Raw genomic sequence first — 20,499 nt, 5'->3', positions numbered from 1 at the left:
ACGCTTATGAATCTCAAAGTAATCCTGCTTCTATTAGCTACGCTTACCTCTAGTGTCGTAAGCCTTGGACAAACCAGTACGAAGAACTATGTCATGAGCCTTACGGCCCGTGATACGATAAAGACCAACCTGAATGCTCAAAGGGCCAACCAACAGCAAGTACAGACCGATATCGTATATGTTGATGGATTAGGAAGAACCAGTCAGGAAGTGATGCGCGAAGCCTCACCCAATGGGTCAGATATGGTTAAGATGTACAGCTATGACCCTATCGGCAGAGCGGATAAGGACTATTTGCCTTTTCGAGCGAATACCACATCCGGTGCTTACTACAACAGTCCACTCACGGGCCTGGAAGGGTTTTATGACGCACCTCCAACCGGAGTTGATACCATTGACTACCCTTATTCCCAAACCTTGTTTGATGACTCTCCGCTGAATCGAGCGATTGAAACCAGTTCACCTGGAACCCCGTGGCGAAGTTCTGCTGAAGGAGGAACGCATGCGGTTAGTTATACCTATCAATTCAATGAAGCCAATGAAATCAGGCAAATCACCGTCGATAACAGTGCAAATCAGATCATGACTGCTACTGGAAACTATCCAGCCAATGAGCTTCGAGGCATGCTGACTACTGATGAAGATGGAAAGATGATGCTGGAGTATACCAACAAGACAGGACAAGTGGTTTGTAAGATCAATGCGGTAGGGACTACCGATGAAACTTATACCTATTATGTCTTTGATGATTACAACCTCTTAACCTTTGTGATTCCCCCGCAGGCAGTTGCTGAGATTGGAACCAACTGGAGTTTGTTGAATGACAATAATTTCCGCAGTAAATGGCTGTTCCGCTATCAATACGACAATCGCAATCGCATGATCGAAAAACAAGTACCTGGAGCGGAGAAAATTGAGATGGTATATGACAAAAGAGATCGGTTGGTCTTTACACTGGACGGTAACCGAAGGAATGTTCCTGTGATTTCTGGCACCACTACTTCAGGCTCAGTACAGTACGTTGAGTCGGGTACCCTGGTGGTAGAAAGTTATCAGGGTAAAAACTATGTCAGAGCGCCTGGAGCGAAGATCCTTTTCAAGAAACCCAACTTCAGTGCTTCCAAGGCTGATAACTTTTCGGCAACCAAATCGACCAGTCAGGCGACTTACGAACATCAGTGGTTGTACACCAAATACGATGAGTTGAACAGGCCCGTGATGACGGGTATTAAAAGCATGACTCAAAACCGGAGTGAACTTCAGGCGATCATCGATGGTAACAATAACTATGATTTTGGCGTGGCTTACATCGGTAATGTAAGTGGGAATGTACACGGTTATGATGATACAAGCTATCCTCAGGCCTCGGGTACAGAGGTACTGACAGTCACTTACTATGACAAGTATGATTTTATTACTGACTTTAGCTGGAGATCAGATTATAGTTATGCCAATCACTATCCCTCGGTAAAAGGATTAGTTACTGGTGGGCTTACCAAATTGCTTAAGGAAAGTCCGGTCAAGCACCTAAAGTCGGTAGCCTACTATGACGACAGGTTGCGATCAAAAGCAACTATCACTGAAAACTATTTCGGTGATGCAGACCAGGTGGTTATCACTTACAGAAACAAAGTATCACCCTTAGTCAAGCGCTCTTCTACGCTGCATAGAAATGGAACTTCTACCACTACCATCGAGGAGAATTTCACTTATGATCATCGAGACCGTTTACTGATCCACACCCATGAGATCGTAGGACATGGAACCAAACCTTTGGCCAGTCATACCTACAATGCCATCGGTCAATTGATCGAGAAAGACCTGCATGATGATGGTTCACCCGCACAATCGGTAGATTACCGCTACAATGAAAGAGGTTGGCTAACGACCATCAATGGAGGAGCTAACGATTTCGATGATCCTTCGACAGACCAATTTGGAATGGAACTGAAGTATAACGATGCTTCTTCAGGTAATTTCAATGGTAATATTTCTCAGATGCTCTGGAAGGCGAAAGGCGGTGGTGTAACAGAGGCTACTCAGAATTACCAGTACTCCTACGACAATCTAAATAGGCTAAAGCTTGCCAATTATACTGGAGTTGGCAACTACGATGTAAGTGGCATCACATATGATAAGAATGGGAACCTTCAAACCTTACAGCGCAATACCATTGATAACCTGGGTTATGACTACATTGGAAATCAGTTGACACGTGTAGAAGATGCAACGAACAACACACAAGGATTTATGAACGTTTCATCATCAGTGGGGACCGAAGAATACAAGTACGACAAAAATGGAAATATGACCAGTGATTCCAATAAGGGCATCACCAATATCCAGTACAACTACCTGAACCTTCCACAACGAGTCACAATGAATACAGGGCAAAGCATCAATTACACCTATGATGCAACAGGGGTCAAACACCTAAAAACATTCAATGGTAAAGAATGGACTTATGACGGCGTATTCCATTACGAAAAGGAACCCTCAGAAGGAAGTGCGCAACTTGAGTTTATCCTACACGCAGAAGGTAGGGCGTTAAGAAATCAATCCAGCTGGAATTATCACTACAATGTGGCGGACCACCTTGGAAACATCCGAGTTACTGTAAGTGAAAATGGCTCTGTTATGCAGAGAGATGCTTATTATCCATTTGGAAGCACCTTCAACCACTCTGCCTTAAGTCCTGAAAACCTTTATAAACTCACTGGAAACGAAGAGCAAAAAGAATGGAGAGTATTCGATTTTAATGCCCGAATGTTCGATTCCTGGCTAGGCCGGTTTAATTCAATAGATCCTCTTGCCGATACTAAACAAGAGTCATGGAACCCTTATCATTTCAATTACAATAACCCTATTGCTTATGTTGATCCTACAGGATTATTCAGTACCCACACTGATTCTACTGGAAATGTAATAGCAGTATATGATGATGGAGATTTAGGCGTTTACCGGCATGATGATGCTACGACTAAAGAAGATGTTGATCAGAAAAGAGCTGATTCAGAAACAACATCTGGTGATGGGAAAAAAATGGGAGAAACCGAATATTGGGATGATTTTGTATATGAGTCAACCGGAGATGTGGTAAATGAATATGGTGTAGGGTTTAGGATTATGTTTGGTGAGTCGTGGGACTCACAGATCAATAGTTTAGCCAACCAAGCACAAGGAATGGATGTTATCCAGATAGCTATGGAATCTCGAAATAACGGGGTTTTCTCTATTCAAGATCAACAGCCTGGAGTAGGTAAGATGTTAAATGGAAAATATATTTCATCTAAAAGCGCTGGTAATTATTTGGCCGGACTTAACGCAAGCATGCATCATCTCGATTTTGACACATTTCAAAGACTGGCGGGAGCATTGCACTCATTAAATCACTCCAATCCCCCAAAGGAACTAACTGTAGGTCGCATGCTGCATGTCTACTTTGGTGGTTCATATGGTCCAGCTCCAGTGTATGGAGAGACTCTACAGCAATACCGCTGGAGTAAAAGAGGTTACGATGCAGGAGTTTCATACCGCAGATTCGCACCTAGAGGAGTTCGGTAGAATTTTTAAATTATTGGAGATGAAATATATTGGATATCTATTAATACTTTCTGCCGTTGTGTTTTCTTGTGGTGGCACTTTAGATGAACAACGAATTATTTCTCATTATCAAGATCATGAGAGAGAGTTTGATCAATTGATTTCCTTTTTTACGGCTCTCAATAATGCTGATAGAGTTCAGTATCTATTATTTGAAGACGAGTACATCACACTAAGGGTCAGGGATGAAACTTTGAAGGAAATCAAATATCAAATTGAATCCAAGGTTATTACAAATTTGAATCTAGCAGATGCTTTAAGGGATTTGAATTGGTCTGAAAGTGATTTATTAGAGGTTAAAAATCGACTTGACAAGGTCAATTGCAAAAGTTTAGCGCTTTTGCAGGCACCCAATATTGAAAACTCCGTGGAAGTAGGGTATACTGATTTTGGTCTAATTAGCGGTATTTATTACCGTATCGACCCCAAGCCGATAAGTGAGAATATGAAATTTTCAATGAAAGAGAATAGTAAAATTATTTCCGACAATGTCTTGTGGTATTTGAAGTAGCAAAATGATTATTTAGCTTCTGAGGAAAGAAAGGCTTTTATGAATGTTATCTAAAACGCTGCCATCAATGTTATGATTCGCTAATCATGTATTTAAAAAGGACTAGGTTGTTGATTCTTGGTGAATAATTGAAAGAAAAGCACGATGAATTTGCAGAAAACAGTATTATCAACGTGATGACCAAAGCCCACTATCTTCCAGTTGCACGAACCCTCTAAGCGTAAAATCGGCTGAACAGAGTGGCATTAAGTCGAATAAGCGATGAGAAGGCACGCTTACCAAGGTCTTACGTTGATCGAGCTTGATTTGGTTATAAATCCAATAGTCAGTACCAAGAGCTAATGGTCCTAGTATAACATAATTTTCACCTTTGATAGTATACAAGGCTCCACAGGCCAATGTCTTTTTATCACTCTCTAAATCTTTCAACAACGCAGCATTATTAAGAAGTAAGTCAAAAGATTTTGGTGAAATGGCATCTCGGCCCTTGTGTTTGAATATGATAGCGGAAACGAGGAATTGGGCATCTTGATAGAGCATATCAGAACTTTGAGCCAATGGCATGATAATGCTTATCAAGTCTGTTAGAATGTCATTCAATTTCCGCGGACTTTCAAAATGGAGATTATTAAGTACGCTTACACATTGAGAAATTATGGTGCTATAACTGAATAGTCGTGAGTCCATAGTCGTATCCATTTTTCGTACATAGTCAATAAGAGTAGTCATTTGGTTACTGAGTATGATACTTGTAGACCTTAAATCACACATTATCATTTCAAGTTGATTATGAAAAGGTTGAGGTGGCCAAATTGACCACCTCTTACAACCAGCATAGACAAATTCTGCGTGCGCAGAAAAGTCACGGGAACGAGCCCCGTTTTCGTTTGATAATCGTTATTGTTCCTGATTTATCAGGATTGAAAATTGTCAGCCTTTAAAAAGTCGGGCAGGTCCAGGGGTACTCCATCCCCTGTAAACTCCCACCCTGACTCAAATTAACCTATAGTGTTAACCATAGAAGCTCCAGGTCACATGGTCTAGCCAAACTGAAGATTTTACACGCTGTTACGTTTCATTCATTGTGATTCTCCATAAAATCAACCTTATCAAAACCTATCTTTTGTAGCAGTATTTTGATGTATTGATAATCTCTAGGTTCCTCTAGTAGAAGATTTAGAAGAATTTTTAAGTCATTGGTATCCTGTAATATCCTTTCGATGAGAATAGTTATTTCGGGGATCGGAGATAAAGAGTCAGAATTGAGGTTCGGATTTACTACGATTTCATTGAGCAAATCACAAACTCTTTGATAACGAGCATCTTTATTTACCGAGTCACTAACCTCACTTACAGTACCAATCACCACTTCTTCGGTTAAATACACTTACACGGCAGGACGACTTCCTGCTCTTCATTATTTCCATCACTTTTGCTAGTTCAATTTCAACTTGTCGGAATGAATAAAATTTATCTAGCTTTATTCATTGGTTTAAACATGTTGAATGTGGCAATTGACAACCTAATTGTCAATTATGACAATAATATTGCCCAATGATAGGGATAAATTCCTGAATAAAAAAACTCCGGTGAATTATTTCAGTAAGAACCTCAAAAGGCTTCGAGAGGAAAATGGATATACACAGGGTGCATTCGCTACCTTACTTGGCTTGACCAGAAGTAACATTAACTCCTATGAATCAGGCAATTATCCAAAACTGGAAACATTCATTCGGATCATGGATCATTTTAACCTCGATCCGAGCAAGTTTGTCAATCTAGATATGGAGAAAGCCTCAGTTCAGAGGTCTGACCAAGAAGGTGATGGTGACAGAGGTGCGGTCATTGACTTATTCTTTCAAGGTGATCTTAACAAAACCGATCAATTTCAATACCTTGATGAATATTCAGAGAAGGATTTAAAGGAGCTTCTGATTGAATCTCTTCTCGCGAAGCAGATACTGGTAAAAGAAAACATGCGATTGAAAGAATTGAACATCAAAACTTCGTCCAAAAATGGGGATCTTTCAGAAAAGTACATTGCGTTATTGGAACAATCAAAATCAGAAGATTGACCTGAGTTTAACACTGAAACTGGATTGATCTGGTACCTGTTACTAATCTGGAGCTTGTCTCCCTTTCTTTCTTAACGCTTCTTCGGCTACCTCTAAATTGATGCCGTAGGTACTCTTTATGTAATTTAGAAGCTTGTCCTTCATTCTAAGCGATGGCATCAAATCATTTTGATCCCTTAGTTTTCTGTTTTGAATAACAAAAAAGATCAAAACGATTATCAATAGGCCAATAAGAAAGGTTCCTCCTAGAATGCTGCGATTTTGAGAAGTTATCAATTGATCCTTTAAAGTGATTTTCTCATGCAGATACTTGGCCCTTTCAGCAATGTATTGATCATGAAAAATTTCTAGCCTTTTTGACTTGGCCACTAGTGGTTTCTGAAGCTCAATAATCCGATCTTTATATTCAATGACTAAATCTTTATTGTCATTGGACTTAGCAATGTTTGTAAGTTCATTAAGAGCCTCAAAGAAGTATTCATAGTTGACAGAATTAGGATCTAAATCTGAAGCTAAAGTGAAATAATTCACTGCTATATTAGGTTTTGAAGTTTTGATATACAACTGCCCGAGATTAATGTAACTAACGATTAAGGAATGGTTCGATGCATTTTTTTGGCGTTTTAATTCTAATCCTTGTAGAAGCAATTCTTCTGATTGAGAAAAATTGCCTAGTCTTAATTGAAGTATACCAAGACTATTTATGGACTTACTCCCGAGGTTTCGGTAATCTGAAGTGGTATCGATGATAGCCAAAACTTCATTGTAGGCATTTTTGGATGCCTCATATTGTTCATCTCGAAAATAAGTGTGGCCAATATTTGATTTACACAATAGCAACCATTTGGTTTTGCCTACAGAAGTGTAGTAATCATCAAGGTCGAGTAAAATGTCTAGGGCTTTTTGATGCTGCTTGTCCAGACGATAAGCATCAGCCAGGTTATATAGAGCATATCGGATTTTTGCAGAATCCAAACCTGGAATATTAATAGCGTCAGTATAATATTCTATAGCGTATTTATAGTGATTAGATTCTTGAAAAAGAATCGCTAAGTAGACAAGCGTTTGATGTTCACGAAGTGAATTGTTGGCAAGCCGGAAAAAGCGCAGAGCATTATAAAAAGACAATAAAGCCTTTTCAACCTCTCCAAGAAAAGAATGATTTATATCTCCTATTGAATAAAACAGTTCAGCTCTCTCACCGTAGCTATAATTATTTTCATTAATAGCGGATTCAATTAATGTAATTGCTGCTTTGGGGTCAGTTTCTTTAATTCCAGCTACTTTCTCTTGGAGCAGAGCAAAATTCTGAGCAGTAATAGTAGAAGACGGTAATAAAAGGCATATAAGTGTACCAATAGAATATAGAATTATCTTTTCCATGGATTCAAGTAGTAAGCTGGTCTCTATCACAAATGGATCAAACCATTATGACAGAACATGGCCGAAAAGATAGAGCATTTTGCAGACAATGTAAGTGTTTTGACGATATAGGAAGAAATGAGAGGCTAGGCAAAGCCTTAGCCTCTGGACTTAAATCTAGTGCGATAGTCCCTTATTCGGGTTCTTCACCCGGCTTAACTGTCCCACCGCTCTCCGCATCACCTGATTCTGTGAGGATTATATCTGAAGGACTAGAAATTTCATCTAGCCCCTCAGTAAATGAGTCGCAAGAATAGGAAAGTGATGAAATGAACAAAACGATAGCTAGAGACTTCAATAGCTTTTTCATGGTTATTATGTTTAAATGAAACGTAGCGTGAAAGTTAGCGGAACCATCACTTTTTCATTGATTTTCATATAACGCATGTATTTTGTGAGTGACTATTTGATTTTGTTTTCGAACGACACTTAAATAAGAATTCTAGAAGTGGGTTAAAAAGACCAAAGGATTAAGTGGTCATGTTTTTAGTGTTCGGGTTTCTCCCACGAAAGCCAAGATGTTCTTGCTAAAGAGTTACAAATATGAAAGAACCTTTTTCGTAGGTATTTGCTCTTATTTTGCTCGATTTGTTTTGAGAGATAAAAAGTTTCTTTAATATTGACAATAAAGTTGTCTTTATGACTAAAATATTGTCATATTAGATAGCCTTTGAATAGAAAACATCGAAATTCTGGTTTTGGTGTTTGATTTAAGAACCATATTAATGCTATTTATTTCTCTATTTTTCGAAGAGCCGTACAAGCCTATCGTTTTGGCTTTGTTTGATTGCCACTTTCCTACAACAACTTTACCGAATGAGCGACTTCAAATAAAATGAAACAGCTCTTTCCAAAGGAATTCATTGAAAGGACAATTGAACATTACACCTTTCGAATCTCTACCAAAAACTCAGTCATTTATTGGATTATACTAGCTTCTCTGGGTGTAGTTATAGTGTTGTTACCTCTTGTGAAAATTGAGGTAACACAGAGGTCACGGGGTTCAATATCAACCACTTCAGATCGACACGAAATTCGTGGATCTGCATCTGGTATGGTTTCAAAATCCTTTTTAGTTGAGAATGTTAACGTCAATAAAGGCGATACACTGTTGGTTTTTGATCAAACCCATTTGAATATTGAAAAAAATGAACTGCTTGAACAGAAACGTCAGAAAATCGAATTTCTAAAAGACTTAAGCATCCTACTCTCAACTGAAAACTTGAATGATCATAAAGCACTCAGGTCTTCATTATATCAGGTGCAATTCTTGAAGTTTACAAGCGCTTTAGAAAGGTTAGCATTAGATGTAAGGAATGCAGAAAGAAGGCTCCGAAGACAGGAATTACTTTTTGAGAAAAAGGTGATCCCTGAAATAGAATATGAAAATTATTTAGATGCATTTAAGGAGAGTCAGGCAGAACTTACGCTTCTTAAGCGACAGTGGAGCAACAACTGGCAAGAAGAGGTAATTCAGAATAAAGATAAATTAAGACAGATCGATCTAAGATTGAATCAGCTTGAGATTGAACGATCCAGATATGTGATTATCGCTGCCAATTCAGGGGAGTTACAAAATGTACAAAACACTAGTGTGGGGCAAAATTTAATGGAAGGGCAATTTTTAGCTGAACTATCATTTCGGGATGACCTACATGTAACATGCTGGATTACTCCTGGTAGTATAGGTCTGCTACATAAAGGGATGGAAGGCAAATTCAGTATTGATGCCTATGATCATCATGAATGGGGTTTTGTGAATGGAGTCATTGAACATATCTCTGAAAGTGCTTATAACATTAATCAACAATCACTTTTCAAGGTTGAGTGCTCACTAGAAAAAGATAACATGACATTGAGTAACGGCTATATCGGTTATTTAAAAAAGGGCATGTCACTTGAAGGTCACTTCAAGATTACTGATAGAAGCATTTGGAATCTATTACAAGATGAAGTTGAGGATTGGCTGGATCCTAGGACGCAGAGCATATGAAGAAAGCAGCACTGATAAAACAGCGAGATATTACAGATTGTGGAGCTTCGTGCCTTGCTTCTATAGCCGGATACTATGACTTAAAACTTCCGGTTTCCCGAATCAGACAAATTGCAGGAACCGACCAGAAGGGTACCAATATCTATGGAATGGTAGAAGCTGCAGAAAAAATGGGCTTCTCCGCCAAGGGTGTTAAGGGTGATCTAGAAGCACTCATGGAATTACCAACGCCAGTAATTGCACATGTAGTGAAGAGAGAAATAATCCAGCACTATGTGGTCATTTACGGAATTTCAAAAACGAATGGCCTAAAAGTAATGGACCCTGAGACCGGCAAAATAGAAATTTACGCCATTGAGACGTTTCAAAACATTTGGTCAGGAGTACTTGTACTGTTAACTCCTAGCGAAAAGTTTGAAAAGGGAAATCAAAAGATTTCAATCAATAGTAGGTTTTGGTTCTTGTTGAAACCGCATAAAGCTGTCTTGATTCAATCTATCGTTGGAGCCACTTTCTTTACTCTAATTGGACTGACAACCGCCATATATGTTCAGAAAATTGTAGACTTTGTTATCCCTACTGGCAATTCTGGACTGTTGAACGTAATGAGTGCCGCTATGCTTGGATTGTTGGTAGTACAAGTCTTGCTGCGGGTCTACAAGTCTATTTTCATATTCAAAACAGGCCAGAGCATCGATGCTAAACTGATCCTTGGATATTACAAGCATATTTTATCTCTACCTCAGCGTTTTTTTGACACCATGAGGGTTGGAGAGATCATGAGCCGAATTGGTGATGCGGTAAAAATCAGAACCTTCATTAACGAAGTAGGAATTACCATATTAATCAACGTGTTCGTTGTTCTATTCTCTTTTTGTTTGTTATTCACATACTACTGGAAATTGGCCTTAATGGTCCTGGTGATCATACCCCTGTATATTGTGAGTTACTTGATATCCAACCAACTAAATAAGAAGGTGGAACGGCGAGTAATGGAACATGCAGCTGAACTAGAAGCCCAGCTCGTAGAGTCTTTAAATAGCGTGAAGACAATTAAGTCTTTTGGAATGGAAGACTATACCAATTTAAAGACTGAATCAAGATTTATCAATCTATTAACCTCAGTATATACCTCGGGCATGAATGGTGTTTTTACTGGAAACGCAACATTCGTAATATCAAGAACATTTACAATTTCAATGTTATGGCTAGGTTCTTATCACGTCTTGAATCAAACCATTACCCCTGGTGAATTGATGTCATTTTATGCTATCATCGGTTATTTCACTGGACCAATAAGTTCTCTAATTGGTGCAAACAAGTCTTTTCAGAATGCAAGAATTGCAGCTGACAGACTCTTCGAGATCATGGATTTAGAAAATGATGATGCAGAAAACCGGATTAATATCACATCTGCAGAGATTGGCGATATAATATTTGAAGGAGTGACTTTCAATTATGGCACCAGAGTGAATGTTTTTGAAAGCCTGAATCTTGTGATCAAGAAAGGTCAATTAACTGCTGTAGTCGGAAAAAGTGGTTCTGGTAAATCTACTCTAGCTGGTATCATCAAGCAGCTTTATCCAATTGATGAGGGAAAAGTATCAATAGGTAATTATGATTTAGCCACGGTCAGTAAGGATAGCATCAATAGAATTATAGGGATAGTTCCACAGCAAGTTGACTTATTCGCCGGAACTGTCATTGAAAATATTGCCCTTGGAAAGTTTGATGCCGATACCAAAAAGATCATGAGACTAGCTGAGGAAATAGGAGCAATGGAATTTATCCATGAACTTCCTGGTGGATTGAACAGCTTACTTGGAGAAAATGGAATCAATTTATCGGGTGGTCAAAGACAAAGATTGGCGATTCTACGAGCACTTTATAATGAGCCGGACATTCTCATATTTGACGAAGCTACATCCGCCCTGGATCACGGAGCAGAAAATTTGGTAATCAATACCATGACTAAACTGAGAAATTCGGGGAAGATGGTTATTGCCATTACTCACCGTTCTTATGCCGCGGAAATGGCAGATCAAGTGATTTATATGGAAAAAGGAAAGATTGTTGGAATTGGGAGTCACAATAATTTGCTATCCAAGAGTGAAACCTACAAGAGTCATTGGCATCATGCGCAAAAAATGATAGAAAATTAAGGCTTAATAAATCAACCTATGATCAATCATTTTTTAGAACAGGCCAGAAAGCTTAAGCGGTTTCAAAAACTATTGGAAAATGAGAGAACAGGCTCCCCCTCAGAGCTAGGAGAAAAAATTGGAGTCAGCAGAACTCAGATCTATAATATGATTGATCAATTAAGATCAAAAGGGGCTTGTATCACTTATGATAGAAGTGCTAAAACCTACAGGTTAGATGGAAAATACCCGTTAAAAATTCAGATTGAAGAGCTTTCTGAGGAAGAGTACAAGAACATTTCAGGAGGGGATTATGGGAAAATCACTTCCGTACTTTCTATTGTACGGAGCAAAATTATCTTCGGAGGAAATTGTTTCATTAAAAACCTTAATTATGAAATTGAATTCTAACTTAACTATCCTGACAGAGGCAGAAATGAGAAATACCAATGGAGGTCAGATCATTTTTGGCCCAGGTATGCACAGGGCCGCTCAAGATGCATGGAATGTAGTTGCCGATGTTTACAATAATACCATTGGCTCTTGGTTCCAGGGAGTTTACGATGGAATAGAAACGGCCCTTGAGCACACTGGTCAACATCCATCTTCAAGTGACGAAGAATAATTAATCAACTTAAAGCAAAAGATTATGTACTTACAAGATTTATCCAAGTCGGAGCAAATGACTATTGATGGGGGAAATGGTGGAATACCAGCTTATCCAACTTCATTTGCTGATGTGTTCTACGGAGCTGGTTATCTCATGGGTTATGTGACCGCTGGTGTAATGTCAGGATTCATGTGGGTGGGTGACCGATATTCTGAATTGAAAAATGGAGGTGATAGCGATGCAGATGGTTCTGGCACCAGTGGTGGTGAAGAATAAATTTGTGCTATTGGGCCGAAAGGCCCAGCCTTTATTTGTTTTAATAAGAACAGAGCCAGTTTGAAAAGAAAAAGACTAATTAAAGGAACATTGATTGCCACAGGATTGATTCTTATGGGGTTATGTTCTTTCTATTTTCAAGTAAAAACTAATATCCCATCTATTAAAAATGTCTCAGTAATTGTTGTTTTATCTGGGATATGGGGCTACGTCACAGTAACAACTTTATTTCTATTGCAGATCCCATTAAGAAAGTATTTGAAAAGTTTTTCAATCTTTCTGGAATTCCCTGCTGCGCTGGCTTGCTTCTACTTCGGATGGTTCATTTTTCCCCTTGCCTTGTATAAGGTTTGGAAGGATACAATAATCAGCAACAAATACTTGAACTATGCTTTTCTATCTGGGTTAGGAGTATCGTTACTGTGGACTTTTTTCCTGGGAGCTACAGTATTTGGGTTCTTCTTTTCACAACAAGGTAATCCTCAACATATTAACAGTGTTCAGACCTATGAATTACCAATTGAATATACAAACAGTAGCCACCTTAAAGTATGGTGTGAGATAGAAGGAAAATCTTACCCTTTTATCCTAGATACAGGAGCAAGTAACATCATTTTCATGGATGCTGATGATCCCCTTCATAAACAAGCTGGCGTGGGCCTGAAATGGTTTTCTGTGGGGCTTGACGCTACATCTCACTTGTTTTTCACCTGGATATATGAAGTCGAAGAATTTAAGATGTCAGGATTAACTTTTAACAATTTCAAATTTGATGGAGTAAGGTTTAAGCCCAATCACTGCGATTCCGATATAAAGGGGATTATTGGAAAAGACTTAATGAAGCATTTCACATGGTATTTTAATTCCAGTGATAGACGTATTGTAATCGCAAACAACATTGAGTCTTTAAGCTTGGATCAGGTATTTGATACCCTAAATGTGAGTATAAACAGGAATAGCCATCACATTAGACTAAGGCTAAAAGTGGATAATAGCGTAAAAGAGCCTTTTATATTAGATACAGGTTACAATGGAGGAATTGGACTTTCCGCAAATCCAGAATCTATTGGCGGAGAAGATAAAGTAAGAGTTATTGGAAGTGCTGGAAGGAGTCTCAGCAACAAATCAGATGAATTGCACAGATACAAGATTCCCTTGGTTAAAACCTCAGAGGAAAATTTCGTATTAGCGCGGAATGTCGCAGGGTATATATCACCTGGTAGAGCAAATTTACTCGGAAACAAAGTTTTGAAGCGGTGGGACTATGTGTTGGATTATCAGAATAAACAAGTTCTCATCAGAAAAGACAGCAGCAGGTCCATATCCATGAATCCCAGAGGTTACGGGTTAACATATGATATAAGTGACTCAATGGACGTGTTAATATCTAGTGTGGATGAAGATGTCTATATATCATCAGGTATCGAACCAGGATGGAAAGTCTCAGCCCTGAATGATCATGAAATCAACGCCGATAACTATTGCGAATTGGTAAGTGCCGCGTTCAGAAAGGACTCAATAAAAATCACATTCATAGAACACCCAGAAGCCATTTCCTTAAAAAAGAGATACTTGTTCAATAGCTATTAGAAATTAAGTTGACAGACTTAAACGCGCGTAAATAATTAAGATGTATGCTCTGTTTGGCGGAGTAATACCGATGCTGGTTCTATTGGTAAAGTCGGGACGTTTCGTCCCGACTTTCTTAGGTTCTATGATAAAGTGTTACTGCTTCAATTCAAAGGTAGAAAATCAAACTAAATACACTTTGCAAAAGAAGTGGGCATGATCTTCTTTTTTTACCCTTATTTTGAGACGGGGTAAATGGATTATAACCCTAAAATGTGCGGCTAGAATCGTACATTTTGGCCTATTTCTCTCAAACAAGAAGCTACTATCCCAAGCTCAGCGAATAATTGTAAGATCCTTTTCAAGTGTTATGTCCACAGTATCTTAGCACGTGTTTAAGACTTACCTACTTATTTCACTGCTCGTTTTCTTAACGATGATTAGTGCATGCAGGCATCAGTATAACAGAGAGATCATCATCGACGATGTGTCCAAAGCGAGAACAGATACTATTGGTTTTAAGCTTGCTTCTCATGAAAGTATCAGCCACCTATCACTTTCTATCAAGGGGAACCTCAATGGCAAATCGCTGATCGACGAAATGCAACTTTCACCAGGAAAAATAGATACGGTCTTTATCATGGAATGCGATTCCTCTTCCTACATCCTGAGATACATGCCCATCGGAGCGACTGAAGGCATCCTCCAAATCAATTTGGAACTTGCGACTGAGGTCAACTTCTAGCGAGGGTAGCGCATCAGCTTTCTTCGCTTTCTTCAAGTATTTACCGACCACCTAGAATCTTACGTCTATGTCAAATCGAATTCTTTGTCCATTTTCTTTAAAGGCTCCAAGAGCCACCAATTGTTGAACATTGTAGTACTTCATCTTCAGGGTGATGTTATCATGCATGCTTCTCCCTACTGTAAATTCTATACCCTGAAAATTAGTCAATCTGCCATCTGGGGAATCATAAGCAGAATAATCCCATCTAGCCCAATCATTCTGAGCCATGAAATCCAAAGCCGAATAGCGCTGCAAATTGGCATAAGTAAGCTTAATATGCCAGTTACCCTTAGCCGATAGCTCCCCATAGCTTACAGCCATGGTTATGCCTTCCTTTTGCCCCGCAAAATTCTGTGGAATGGAATCGTTCTCACTATAGTCTTCGAGATTATGGTACCAGTCCATTTCTAATTTGACTAATGGTGACTTGCTCAACTTGATATACCCTCCGATACTTAGGATTGAATAATTCAAGCGATAGGTTTCAGCTCCATCAGGGATGTTTTGAATATTTTTAAATAGATATAGCGAAGGCCAAAAAGAAACCCTGTCATTGAAATTTTGAGAGACGATTTGAATCCCTTGCATGTAGCTATCATCCTCAAATCTGCCTCCTCTTGTATTCATGATAAAGTGGCCGGCATTAAATGATAAACGATCTATCCATCCAGCATTCAGAGGAACTATTTTATTCAGATATATCCCCTCGGGAAATACATTGTCACTCCAAAAAAGTTCATTTTGTTTCTTGAATGAGAATGAGTTTTTACCTAACCAAATCCTAAAACTTCCCAATTCTGTTTGAAAATAGGCTTTTTCCAATGCGATAGGTAAAGTCCCAAATTCATTGAACCCTTCACCTAATGTCAGTTGAGGGTCTTGCTGTTTTCTGGGATTACCGGTTCGTAATCTGACACCAACCTGGGTTTGATGAATATGCTGATATACTACGCCAGCTCTTATCCTGTACCTCAGCCTTGATCGATCAGTTCTGAACTCTCCACTTGATTTGCGAGAGTCCCAATCTTGTTCAACCCTAAATCTGAAATCGCCACTAAAGTTAATCTTCGACTTGAGGGAATCGGTCTGAGCAGCCAGAGAAAATGAAAAAGCCAGGAATGAAAAAATAGAGAGATACCTGATCAAATGGTGTATTGGTTAGTGCTATCCTCGCTAAGATATTATGCAATGTCTATTTGAAAAAGCAATTTATCAAGTAGCTTATCTCCTTGTACTCGGCAAGGAATAGGCAAGTCCGTTGCAATTTTCGACTCACCTACAATATGGTCCTATTAGCCGAAATCAATCATGAATCTGGTTATCCTGCTAACGTTCTATGTATATTTCATCCGTGGTTTAAAAATCCTGATCGGACATGTACAAGATTGAAGTGAAAAGTTATGGAATCAAACTCACCTTCGAAGGATTTATTAGTCCGGAGGAGATGCAGGCCTATAAGGATGAATTCAAAACAACATTGGATTTGGTACCCCAACAATTTGGATTATTGGCAGATATGCGCAGCATGAAACCTCTCCCAGTGGAAAGTCAGGCTATTCTCAGTGCACACCCGGAATGGACAGTCACCCGAATTGTACGGTCTGCGACGATTATCGATAGTGCACTGGTCAAAATGCAATCCCGAAGATTATCAAAAGAATGGAAGCAAGATTCAACAAAGAGGTACATTGATTCCACCCAACATCACGATTGGGAAAATCGAGCTGAAAAATGGATCAAGGATGGGATAGAGCCGGAATAGTCTAAACTAACCAAATATCCACCCTTTCAAATGAACCTCTACCATATCCATGATGGGTTGATCTTTCTTCTGGTAGGTGACAATCATGTCATGTCCATTTAAACTGGCAGCGATTTCGAAAGAAAACTCGTAGTTCCGGATCTTTATCATATCATAGCTCCCAGGAAGCATCTGGCTAAAGTTTGTAACTTCCGAGCTCCCAAATAGAGAGAAGGACTGGACAAAAGACTCATCAATCCGTTGACTCAGTTCATATACATGCTTGGTATACTTTCTGCAATTCTTGGTTTCCTTGAGTGTAAATCCTTTGTCCATTTATTAGGTCACATCCTGGCGACAACAAAATCGTCGAACTCATCATTCATCGTTCTGGTCTGATGTCAACTACAAATACGGCATCATCATACTGGCAAAAGTCAGTGCCAGGAAGAAACCCAACATATCGGTCACGGTGGTAAGCAAAGGACCAGAGGCCAGCGCCGGATCTACATTGAACCGCTTTAAGATCAAAGGGATTGCTCCACCTAACGAAACTGCAATCAGGGTATTGATCCCCAAGGCTCCACCAACGACCAGCCCCAGATAGATATTCCCTTTCCATATCCAGGCTGCCGTTCCTATCAGCATTCCCAATACCACACCATTGATCAAACCAACAGAAGCTTCCTGCCACAATACCCTCAACAACTCGAAAGGTTTGATTACCCCAAGTGAGAGCTCACGTAAACTCACGGCCACGGCCTGATTACCGGAACAGCCACTCATGTCAGAAATGATAGGCAAGAACACTGCCATAGCAATGACTGCCGATAGCGTATCCTGATAGACCGCAATCACACTGGCCGCAGCGATATTCAAAAGAATGTTAACACTTAGCCAGGACAATCGTCGTTTCGCTCTGGTTAGTATCGGCAATGTTCTAAGTTCCTCACCACCGACGATACCCTGCGTTTCCAGGTGCTCATAGTTGATCTGTTCCGTTTCCGCCTCGCGGAGGTCTTTGCGCAACACCACGCCTAAGAGATCACGCTTGTGATTGACAACAGGCACTCCATAAAAATCGTGGGTATCAAAGAAACTGATCAGTTCTTCTAACTCATCGTCATCATTTACCGTGATTGCATCCCTCAAGACTATTTCCGACAAGCGAGTGTCCTGTTTTCGTAACAACAAGTCCCGCATTTGCAGGACACCTTCAAACTTCTCATGGGCTGTCACATAAATGTACAGCAGATTGTAGCGTTCATACTTCTCGGCATTGTCACTGAGATTTTTGACTACTTCACCGACAGTCATGGATTCATCAAAAGCCAGGAATTCCGTGATCATCAAACCACCAGCGGTCTGATCATCATACTGGATCAATTTCTTGACTTCCTCCAGCGCCTCTGGTTGCCATTCATCCAGAATCGCATTTTGCTCTTCCGTTTCAAGCTCCGTAAGAAAGTCCGCCTGATCATCGCTAGGCATCTCCTGCAGGATGACAGCAGCTTCCTTCGCATCAAGATCCTCCAGTATTTTGACTGCTTGCTGCCAGGGAATTTCATCGATCAATTCTGCTGCCTCCGCAGGTTTAAGCACAGTTAGCAGTTTTACTCGTTCCTCTTCCTCCAGGTGACTAATGATACCGGCAATGTCCTCCGATCTCAATTCCTCCAGAAACAGCTTGATCTCATCCGGATCTGGAGCCGCCAATTGTTCTTTGATGACTTCCCAGGGTTTCTCAACGATCATGGTCTGATTTTTCAAATAATGCTATTGGCTTCTTAAATGGTTTAGCAACATGTAAAGATCATCATACCGCCCCTCTACAGGGTCTTTTTTTGATCTTAATTTTTTATGAAACAAATAAGGCTCCATCAAAGACAAACTTTCAAAGGTTTCCCTTCTTGTGTAGATTTAAATAAAACCCGAGCAGGGGTTTCACCAACATCAGGACCAGGCAAAAGCGATAATGCGATTAGGAAAAGGGTCCAAATCCATCAATAGATCAAACAACTCACACAAACAACTATTCTGTTACTTTCTTCACGGAGTGCAAATTTCGGGATGGTTAGAGGGTCAATTCAAGGAAATTCATCCAATCCATAGACACTTTTTTACTCACGTTGAGACTTAAATCCTCTTAGGGCCTATCACTAAGTTTTTCCTCATGCAGGTTCTCTAGATCAAGTATCACCTTGTACAACTGCGGATCCTGAAACTGCTGCGAATCATTGATAAAGATGCCAAAATCAGTACCAGCAGTGCGATCAATTTGTACAAAGCTTTCAGTTTCTTATACACTTCAGCCGGGAGGCCCTCGAAAAGTCACATGACTTGTACTTCTTTTTAAACAAGGAGAGCGGCAACCTCTCAATTGCCGCTCAACCCCTAACCGAGACCCGGACGCTTTCCAGGTCAAACACCAACCTCTACCAGAGAAAGCTCTTCCATTGCCTGATCCAATCCATTTTCAGCCACCCATGTTTTTAGTGATGCCTGTTCATCGGGGTGAAGAATGTTCAGGGCTTTGTTGTATTCCTTTTTCAGCAAAGCAGGGTCGAAACTCACTTTTGCTAGTATCGTCTGGTAATAGTTTAAGAAAGATGTCTGCTTCATCATGTTCAGATTTAGTCATTCAAGAACTTCACTACTCAAATGCAATCTTCCATTTGCATTTAGCCGTGTCTTTACTTGCAGCCACAATCGCTGGAAGGCCTCTGTTCCGAATCTCAAGAACATTCCTACGATCAGCATGGTGGCCACGAACAGTAAGAAAAAATCAAGTATTGCTCTCAGTATCTTCATTTGTCAATTGATTTTAAAAGTTAGAGGGGGGTCTCTCATCCCCCTCTACTCGCTCACCATCAACCTCGACCAGGGCTCCCATCCTGGCCATCATTATTTATTTACCCAAAGGGTTGTCTCATAGGCGCCTTCACATTGATCATCGATTGTGGTAGTCTTCTTTTGATCAATCGATTTTGATGGATTACCTCTTCCTTTCGGTTTCCACCACTTTCGAACCAGACACAAAGCACCTTTGCATTGCTTACAGTTGATTTCCCAAGACGTTTACCCTGTTGGACGTATTTGATTACTTCCATCACAGGTCCGCCCGACTTCAATTGAACTCTATCTCCAGGTTTGAAATGTCTTATCATAGTAAAATGTTTTTTGATTAATTCAAGATGCTGAGGCCCATAAACGAGCCCCACCATACACTCAAGTCAAACCTGCCTCGTTGGCAGATAAACCATGCCTCGTCGGCAGGCGGGCTCAAAATAGAATGCTGATCTGATTAGGAAATGGAAATGGTCCTAACCGGTTTTTTACGTGCCTCCTCTTTCTTGGGGATCGTTACAGTCAAAATACCATTCTCATAGGCTCCTTGGATGTTTTCAGCCTCAGCCGTTTTTGGCAGATAAAATGCCCTTTTGAAAGTATGATAACTAAACTCCCGTCGGGTATATCGGATACCTTCCGTTTCCTCAGAATTAGATATTTCTACCTGAACGGTCAACATATCATTTTCCAATTCCACATGAAAGTCTTCTTTGTTATAGCCTGGTGCGGCTACCTCAACAAGGAATTCATTGTCTCTTTCAAGCACATTGGCTCTTGGTACTACTTGATCGCTGTTGGTCCAACCTGACCAATCAAACAGATCTCTGGTAAAAAAGTCGTCAAAAAACGACGTTGAAGGATAGAAGTTGCTTCTCTTTACGATGTTCATTTTAGTAAATTCTAATAGTTAAACAATCCAAC

Annotated in this window: 22 protein-coding genes; 11 read left to right on the top strand and 11 right to left on the bottom strand. The window is 39.8% G+C overall.

Annotated elements, in window-relative coordinates; all coding sequences use genetic code 11:
- The first annotated feature begins 6 nt into the window (after positions 1-6).
- Together R8G66_24085 and R8G66_24080 are read left to right on the top strand one after the other, a co-directional pair.
- Positions 7-3,564 (top strand): DUF6443 domain-containing protein, encoded by a 3,558-nt coding sequence (locus R8G66_24085; protein ID MDW3195478.1) that lies wholly within the window; start codon positions 7-9, stop codon positions 3,562-3,564.
- Positions 3,565-3,583: 19 nt separating this feature from the next.
- Positions 3,584-4,114, top strand: a complete 531-nt coding sequence (locus R8G66_24080; GenBank protein ID MDW3195477.1) for a hypothetical protein — start codon at positions 3,584-3,586, stop codon at positions 4,112-4,114.
- Between the two features lie 168 nt (positions 4,115-4,282).
- On the opposite strand, the gene R8G66_24075 is transcribed toward R8G66_24080, so the two are convergent.
- Both R8G66_24075 and R8G66_24070 read right to left on the bottom strand, forming a co-directional pair.
- Complete coding sequence (locus R8G66_24075; protein MDW3195476.1) at positions 4,283-4,714, bottom strand: hypothetical protein; 432 nt, start codon at positions 4,712-4,714, stop codon at positions 4,283-4,285.
- Between the two features lie 475 nt (positions 4,715-5,189).
- The gene (locus R8G66_24070; GenBank protein ID MDW3195475.1) at positions 5,190-5,501 is read right to left on the bottom strand and encodes a hypothetical protein; all 312 of its coding nucleotides are present in this window, start codon (positions 5,499-5,501) and stop codon (positions 5,190-5,192) included.
- Positions 5,502-5,649: 148 nt separating this feature from the next.
- Between R8G66_24070 and R8G66_24065 the strand changes: the two genes are divergently transcribed.
- Positions 5,650-6,189 carry a helix-turn-helix transcriptional regulator gene (locus R8G66_24065; protein MDW3195474.1) on the top strand — a complete coding sequence of 180 codons (540 nt, stop codon included), beginning with the start codon at positions 5,650-5,652 and terminating at the stop codon, positions 6,187-6,189.
- A gap of 42 nt (positions 6,190-6,231) precedes the next feature.
- On the opposite strand, the gene R8G66_24060 is transcribed toward R8G66_24065, so the two are convergent.
- Together R8G66_24060 and R8G66_24055 are read right to left on the bottom strand one after the other, a co-directional pair.
- Positions 6,232-7,572: a tetratricopeptide repeat protein gene (locus R8G66_24060; protein ID MDW3195473.1), complete on the bottom strand. Its 1,341-nt coding sequence runs from the start codon at positions 7,570-7,572 to the stop codon at positions 6,232-6,234.
- Positions 7,573-7,744: 172 nt separating this feature from the next.
- A complete protein-coding gene (locus R8G66_24055; GenBank protein ID MDW3195472.1) occupies positions 7,745-7,921 on the bottom strand; it encodes a hypothetical protein in 177 nt (58 codons plus the stop codon).
- A gap of 525 nt (positions 7,922-8,446) precedes the next feature.
- Here R8G66_24055 and R8G66_24050 point away from each other — a divergent pair.
- The 7 genes from R8G66_24050 (at position 8,447) to R8G66_24020 (ending at position 14,945) form a co-directional block, all read left to right on the top strand.
- Complete coding sequence (locus R8G66_24050) at positions 8,447-9,604, top strand: HlyD family efflux transporter periplasmic adaptor subunit (GenBank protein ID MDW3195471.1); 1,158 nt, start codon at positions 8,447-8,449, stop codon at positions 9,602-9,604.
- Entirely contained in the window at positions 9,601-11,766 is a 2,166-nt protein-coding gene (locus R8G66_24045) for a peptidase domain-containing ABC transporter (GenBank protein MDW3195470.1), read from the top strand. The genes R8G66_24050 and R8G66_24045 overlap by 4 nt, the downstream gene beginning before the upstream one ends.
- Before the next feature lie 18 nt (positions 11,767-11,784).
- Positions 11,785-12,156 carry an HTH domain-containing protein gene (locus R8G66_24040; protein MDW3195469.1) on the top strand — a complete coding sequence of 124 codons (372 nt, stop codon included), beginning with the start codon at positions 11,785-11,787 and terminating at the stop codon, positions 12,154-12,156.
- Complete coding sequence (locus R8G66_24035; protein MDW3195468.1) at positions 12,140-12,370, top strand: hypothetical protein; 231 nt, start codon at positions 12,140-12,142, stop codon at positions 12,368-12,370. The genes R8G66_24040 and R8G66_24035 overlap by 17 nt, the downstream gene beginning before the upstream one ends.
- 24 nt (positions 12,371-12,394) lie before the next feature.
- Positions 12,395-12,631, top strand: coding sequence for a hypothetical protein (locus R8G66_24030; protein ID MDW3195467.1), 237 nt, complete (start codon positions 12,395-12,397; stop codon positions 12,629-12,631).
- A 60-nt stretch (positions 12,632-12,691) separates the two neighbouring features.
- Positions 12,692-14,221, top strand: coding sequence for a retropepsin-like aspartic protease (locus tag R8G66_24025; protein MDW3195466.1), 1,530 nt, complete (start codon positions 12,692-12,694; stop codon positions 14,219-14,221).
- Positions 14,222-14,636: 415 nt separating this feature from the next.
- A complete protein-coding gene (locus R8G66_24020) occupies positions 14,637-14,945 on the top strand; it encodes a hypothetical protein (GenBank protein MDW3195465.1) in 309 nt (102 codons plus the stop codon).
- Positions 14,946-14,996: 51 nt separating this feature from the next.
- On the opposite strand, the gene R8G66_24015 is transcribed toward R8G66_24020, so the two are convergent.
- Positions 14,997-16,133 carry a putative porin gene (locus R8G66_24015; GenBank protein MDW3195464.1) on the bottom strand — a complete coding sequence of 379 codons (1,137 nt, stop codon included), beginning with the start codon at positions 16,131-16,133 and terminating at the stop codon, positions 14,997-14,999.
- A gap of 229 nt (positions 16,134-16,362) precedes the next feature.
- Here R8G66_24015 and R8G66_24010 point away from each other — a divergent pair, with 229 nt between their 5' ends.
- Positions 16,363-16,749 (top strand): hypothetical protein, encoded by a 387-nt coding sequence (locus tag R8G66_24010; protein MDW3195463.1) that lies wholly within the window; start codon positions 16,363-16,365, stop codon positions 16,747-16,749.
- Between the two features lie 6 nt (positions 16,750-16,755).
- On the opposite strand, the gene R8G66_24005 is transcribed toward R8G66_24010, so the two are convergent.
- The 6 genes from R8G66_24005 to R8G66_23980 form a co-directional block, all read right to left on the bottom strand.
- Complete coding sequence (locus tag R8G66_24005; GenBank protein ID MDW3195462.1) at positions 16,756-17,064, bottom strand: hypothetical protein; 309 nt, start codon at positions 17,062-17,064, stop codon at positions 16,756-16,758.
- Positions 17,065-17,133: 69 nt separating this feature from the next.
- Positions 17,134-18,483 carry a magnesium transporter gene (gene mgtE / locus R8G66_24000; GenBank protein ID MDW3195461.1) on the bottom strand — a complete coding sequence of 450 codons (1,350 nt, stop codon included), beginning with the start codon at positions 18,481-18,483 and terminating at the stop codon, positions 17,134-17,136.
- 666 nt (positions 18,484-19,149) lie between these two features.
- Complete coding sequence (locus R8G66_23995; protein MDW3195460.1) at positions 19,150-19,353, bottom strand: hypothetical protein; 204 nt, start codon at positions 19,351-19,353, stop codon at positions 19,150-19,152.
- Between the two features lie 12 nt (positions 19,354-19,365).
- Complete coding sequence (locus R8G66_23990) at positions 19,366-19,539, bottom strand: hypothetical protein (GenBank protein ID MDW3195459.1); 174 nt, start codon at positions 19,537-19,539, stop codon at positions 19,366-19,368.
- Positions 19,540-19,640: 101 nt separating this feature from the next.
- The gene (locus R8G66_23985; protein MDW3195458.1) at positions 19,641-19,895 is read right to left on the bottom strand and encodes a DUF2158 domain-containing protein; all 255 of its coding nucleotides are present in this window, start codon (positions 19,893-19,895) and stop codon (positions 19,641-19,643) included.
- Between the two features lie 137 nt (positions 19,896-20,032).
- Positions 20,033-20,467: an Hsp20/alpha crystallin family protein gene (locus R8G66_23980; GenBank protein ID MDW3195457.1), complete on the bottom strand. Its 435-nt coding sequence runs from the start codon at positions 20,465-20,467 to the stop codon at positions 20,033-20,035.
- Positions 20,468-20,499 lie beyond the last annotated feature (32 nt).

Source organism: Cytophagales bacterium (genome assembly GCA_033344775.1).
GTDB lineage: Bacteria > Bacteroidota > Bacteroidia > Cytophagales > Cyclobacteriaceae > JAWPMT01.
The sequence above is the reverse complement of the archived record's forward strand: the minus strand, read 5'-3'. Positions and strand labels throughout refer to the sequence as shown.

What these genes read in the sequence shown, in the direction of transcription:
- R8G66_23980 (MDW3195457.1), bottom strand. Translation starts at nt 20,467, where the DNA reads ATGAACATCGTAAAGAGAAGCAACTTCTATCCTTCAACGTCGTTTTTT.
- R8G66_24045 (MDW3195470.1), top strand. Translation starts at nt 9,601, where the DNA reads ATGAAGAAAGCAGCACTGATAAAACAGCGAGATATTACAGATTGTGGA.
- R8G66_24065 (MDW3195474.1), top strand. Translation starts at nt 5,650, where the DNA reads ATGACAATAATATTGCCCAATGATAGGGATAAATTCCTGAATAAAAAA.
- R8G66_24055 (MDW3195472.1), bottom strand. Translation starts at nt 7,921, where the DNA reads ATGAAAAAGCTATTGAAGTCTCTAGCTATCGTTTTGTTCATTTCATCA.
- R8G66_24035 (MDW3195468.1), top strand. Translation starts at nt 12,140, where the DNA reads ATGAAATTGAATTCTAACTTAACTATCCTGACAGAGGCAGAAATGAGA.
- R8G66_24020 (MDW3195465.1), top strand. Translation starts at nt 14,637, where the DNA reads ATGATTAGTGCATGCAGGCATCAGTATAACAGAGAGATCATCATCGAC.
- R8G66_24030 (MDW3195467.1), top strand. Translation starts at nt 12,395, where the DNA reads ATGTACTTACAAGATTTATCCAAGTCGGAGCAAATGACTATTGATGGG.
- R8G66_24040 (MDW3195469.1), top strand. Translation starts at nt 11,785, where the DNA reads ATGATCAATCATTTTTTAGAACAGGCCAGAAAGCTTAAGCGGTTTCAA.
- R8G66_24060 (MDW3195473.1), bottom strand. Translation starts at nt 7,572, where the DNA reads ATGGAAAAGATAATTCTATATTCTATTGGTACACTTATATGCCTTTTA.
- R8G66_23990 (MDW3195459.1), bottom strand. Translation starts at nt 19,539, where the DNA reads ATGAAGATACTGAGAGCAATACTTGATTTTTTCTTACTGTTCGTGGCC.
- R8G66_24010 (MDW3195463.1), top strand. Translation starts at nt 16,363, where the DNA reads ATGTACAAGATTGAAGTGAAAAGTTATGGAATCAAACTCACCTTCGAA.
- mgtE (MDW3195461.1), bottom strand. Translation starts at nt 18,483, where the DNA reads ATGATCGTTGAGAAACCCTGGGAAGTCATCAAAGAACAATTGGCGGCT.
- R8G66_23995 (MDW3195460.1), bottom strand. Translation starts at nt 19,353, where the DNA reads ATGATGAAGCAGACATCTTTCTTAAACTATTACCAGACGATACTAGCA.
- R8G66_24080 (MDW3195477.1), top strand. Translation starts at nt 3,584, where the DNA reads ATGAAATATATTGGATATCTATTAATACTTTCTGCCGTTGTGTTTTCT.
- R8G66_23985 (MDW3195458.1), bottom strand. Translation starts at nt 19,895, where the DNA reads ATGATAAGACATTTCAAACCTGGAGATAGAGTTCAATTGAAGTCGGGC.
- R8G66_24050 (MDW3195471.1), top strand. Translation starts at nt 8,447, where the DNA reads ATGAAACAGCTCTTTCCAAAGGAATTCATTGAAAGGACAATTGAACAT.
- R8G66_24005 (MDW3195462.1), bottom strand. Translation starts at nt 17,064, where the DNA reads ATGGACAAAGGATTTACACTCAAGGAAACCAAGAATTGCAGAAAGTAT.
- R8G66_24085 (MDW3195478.1), top strand. Translation starts at nt 7, where the DNA reads ATGAATCTCAAAGTAATCCTGCTTCTATTAGCTACGCTTACCTCTAGT.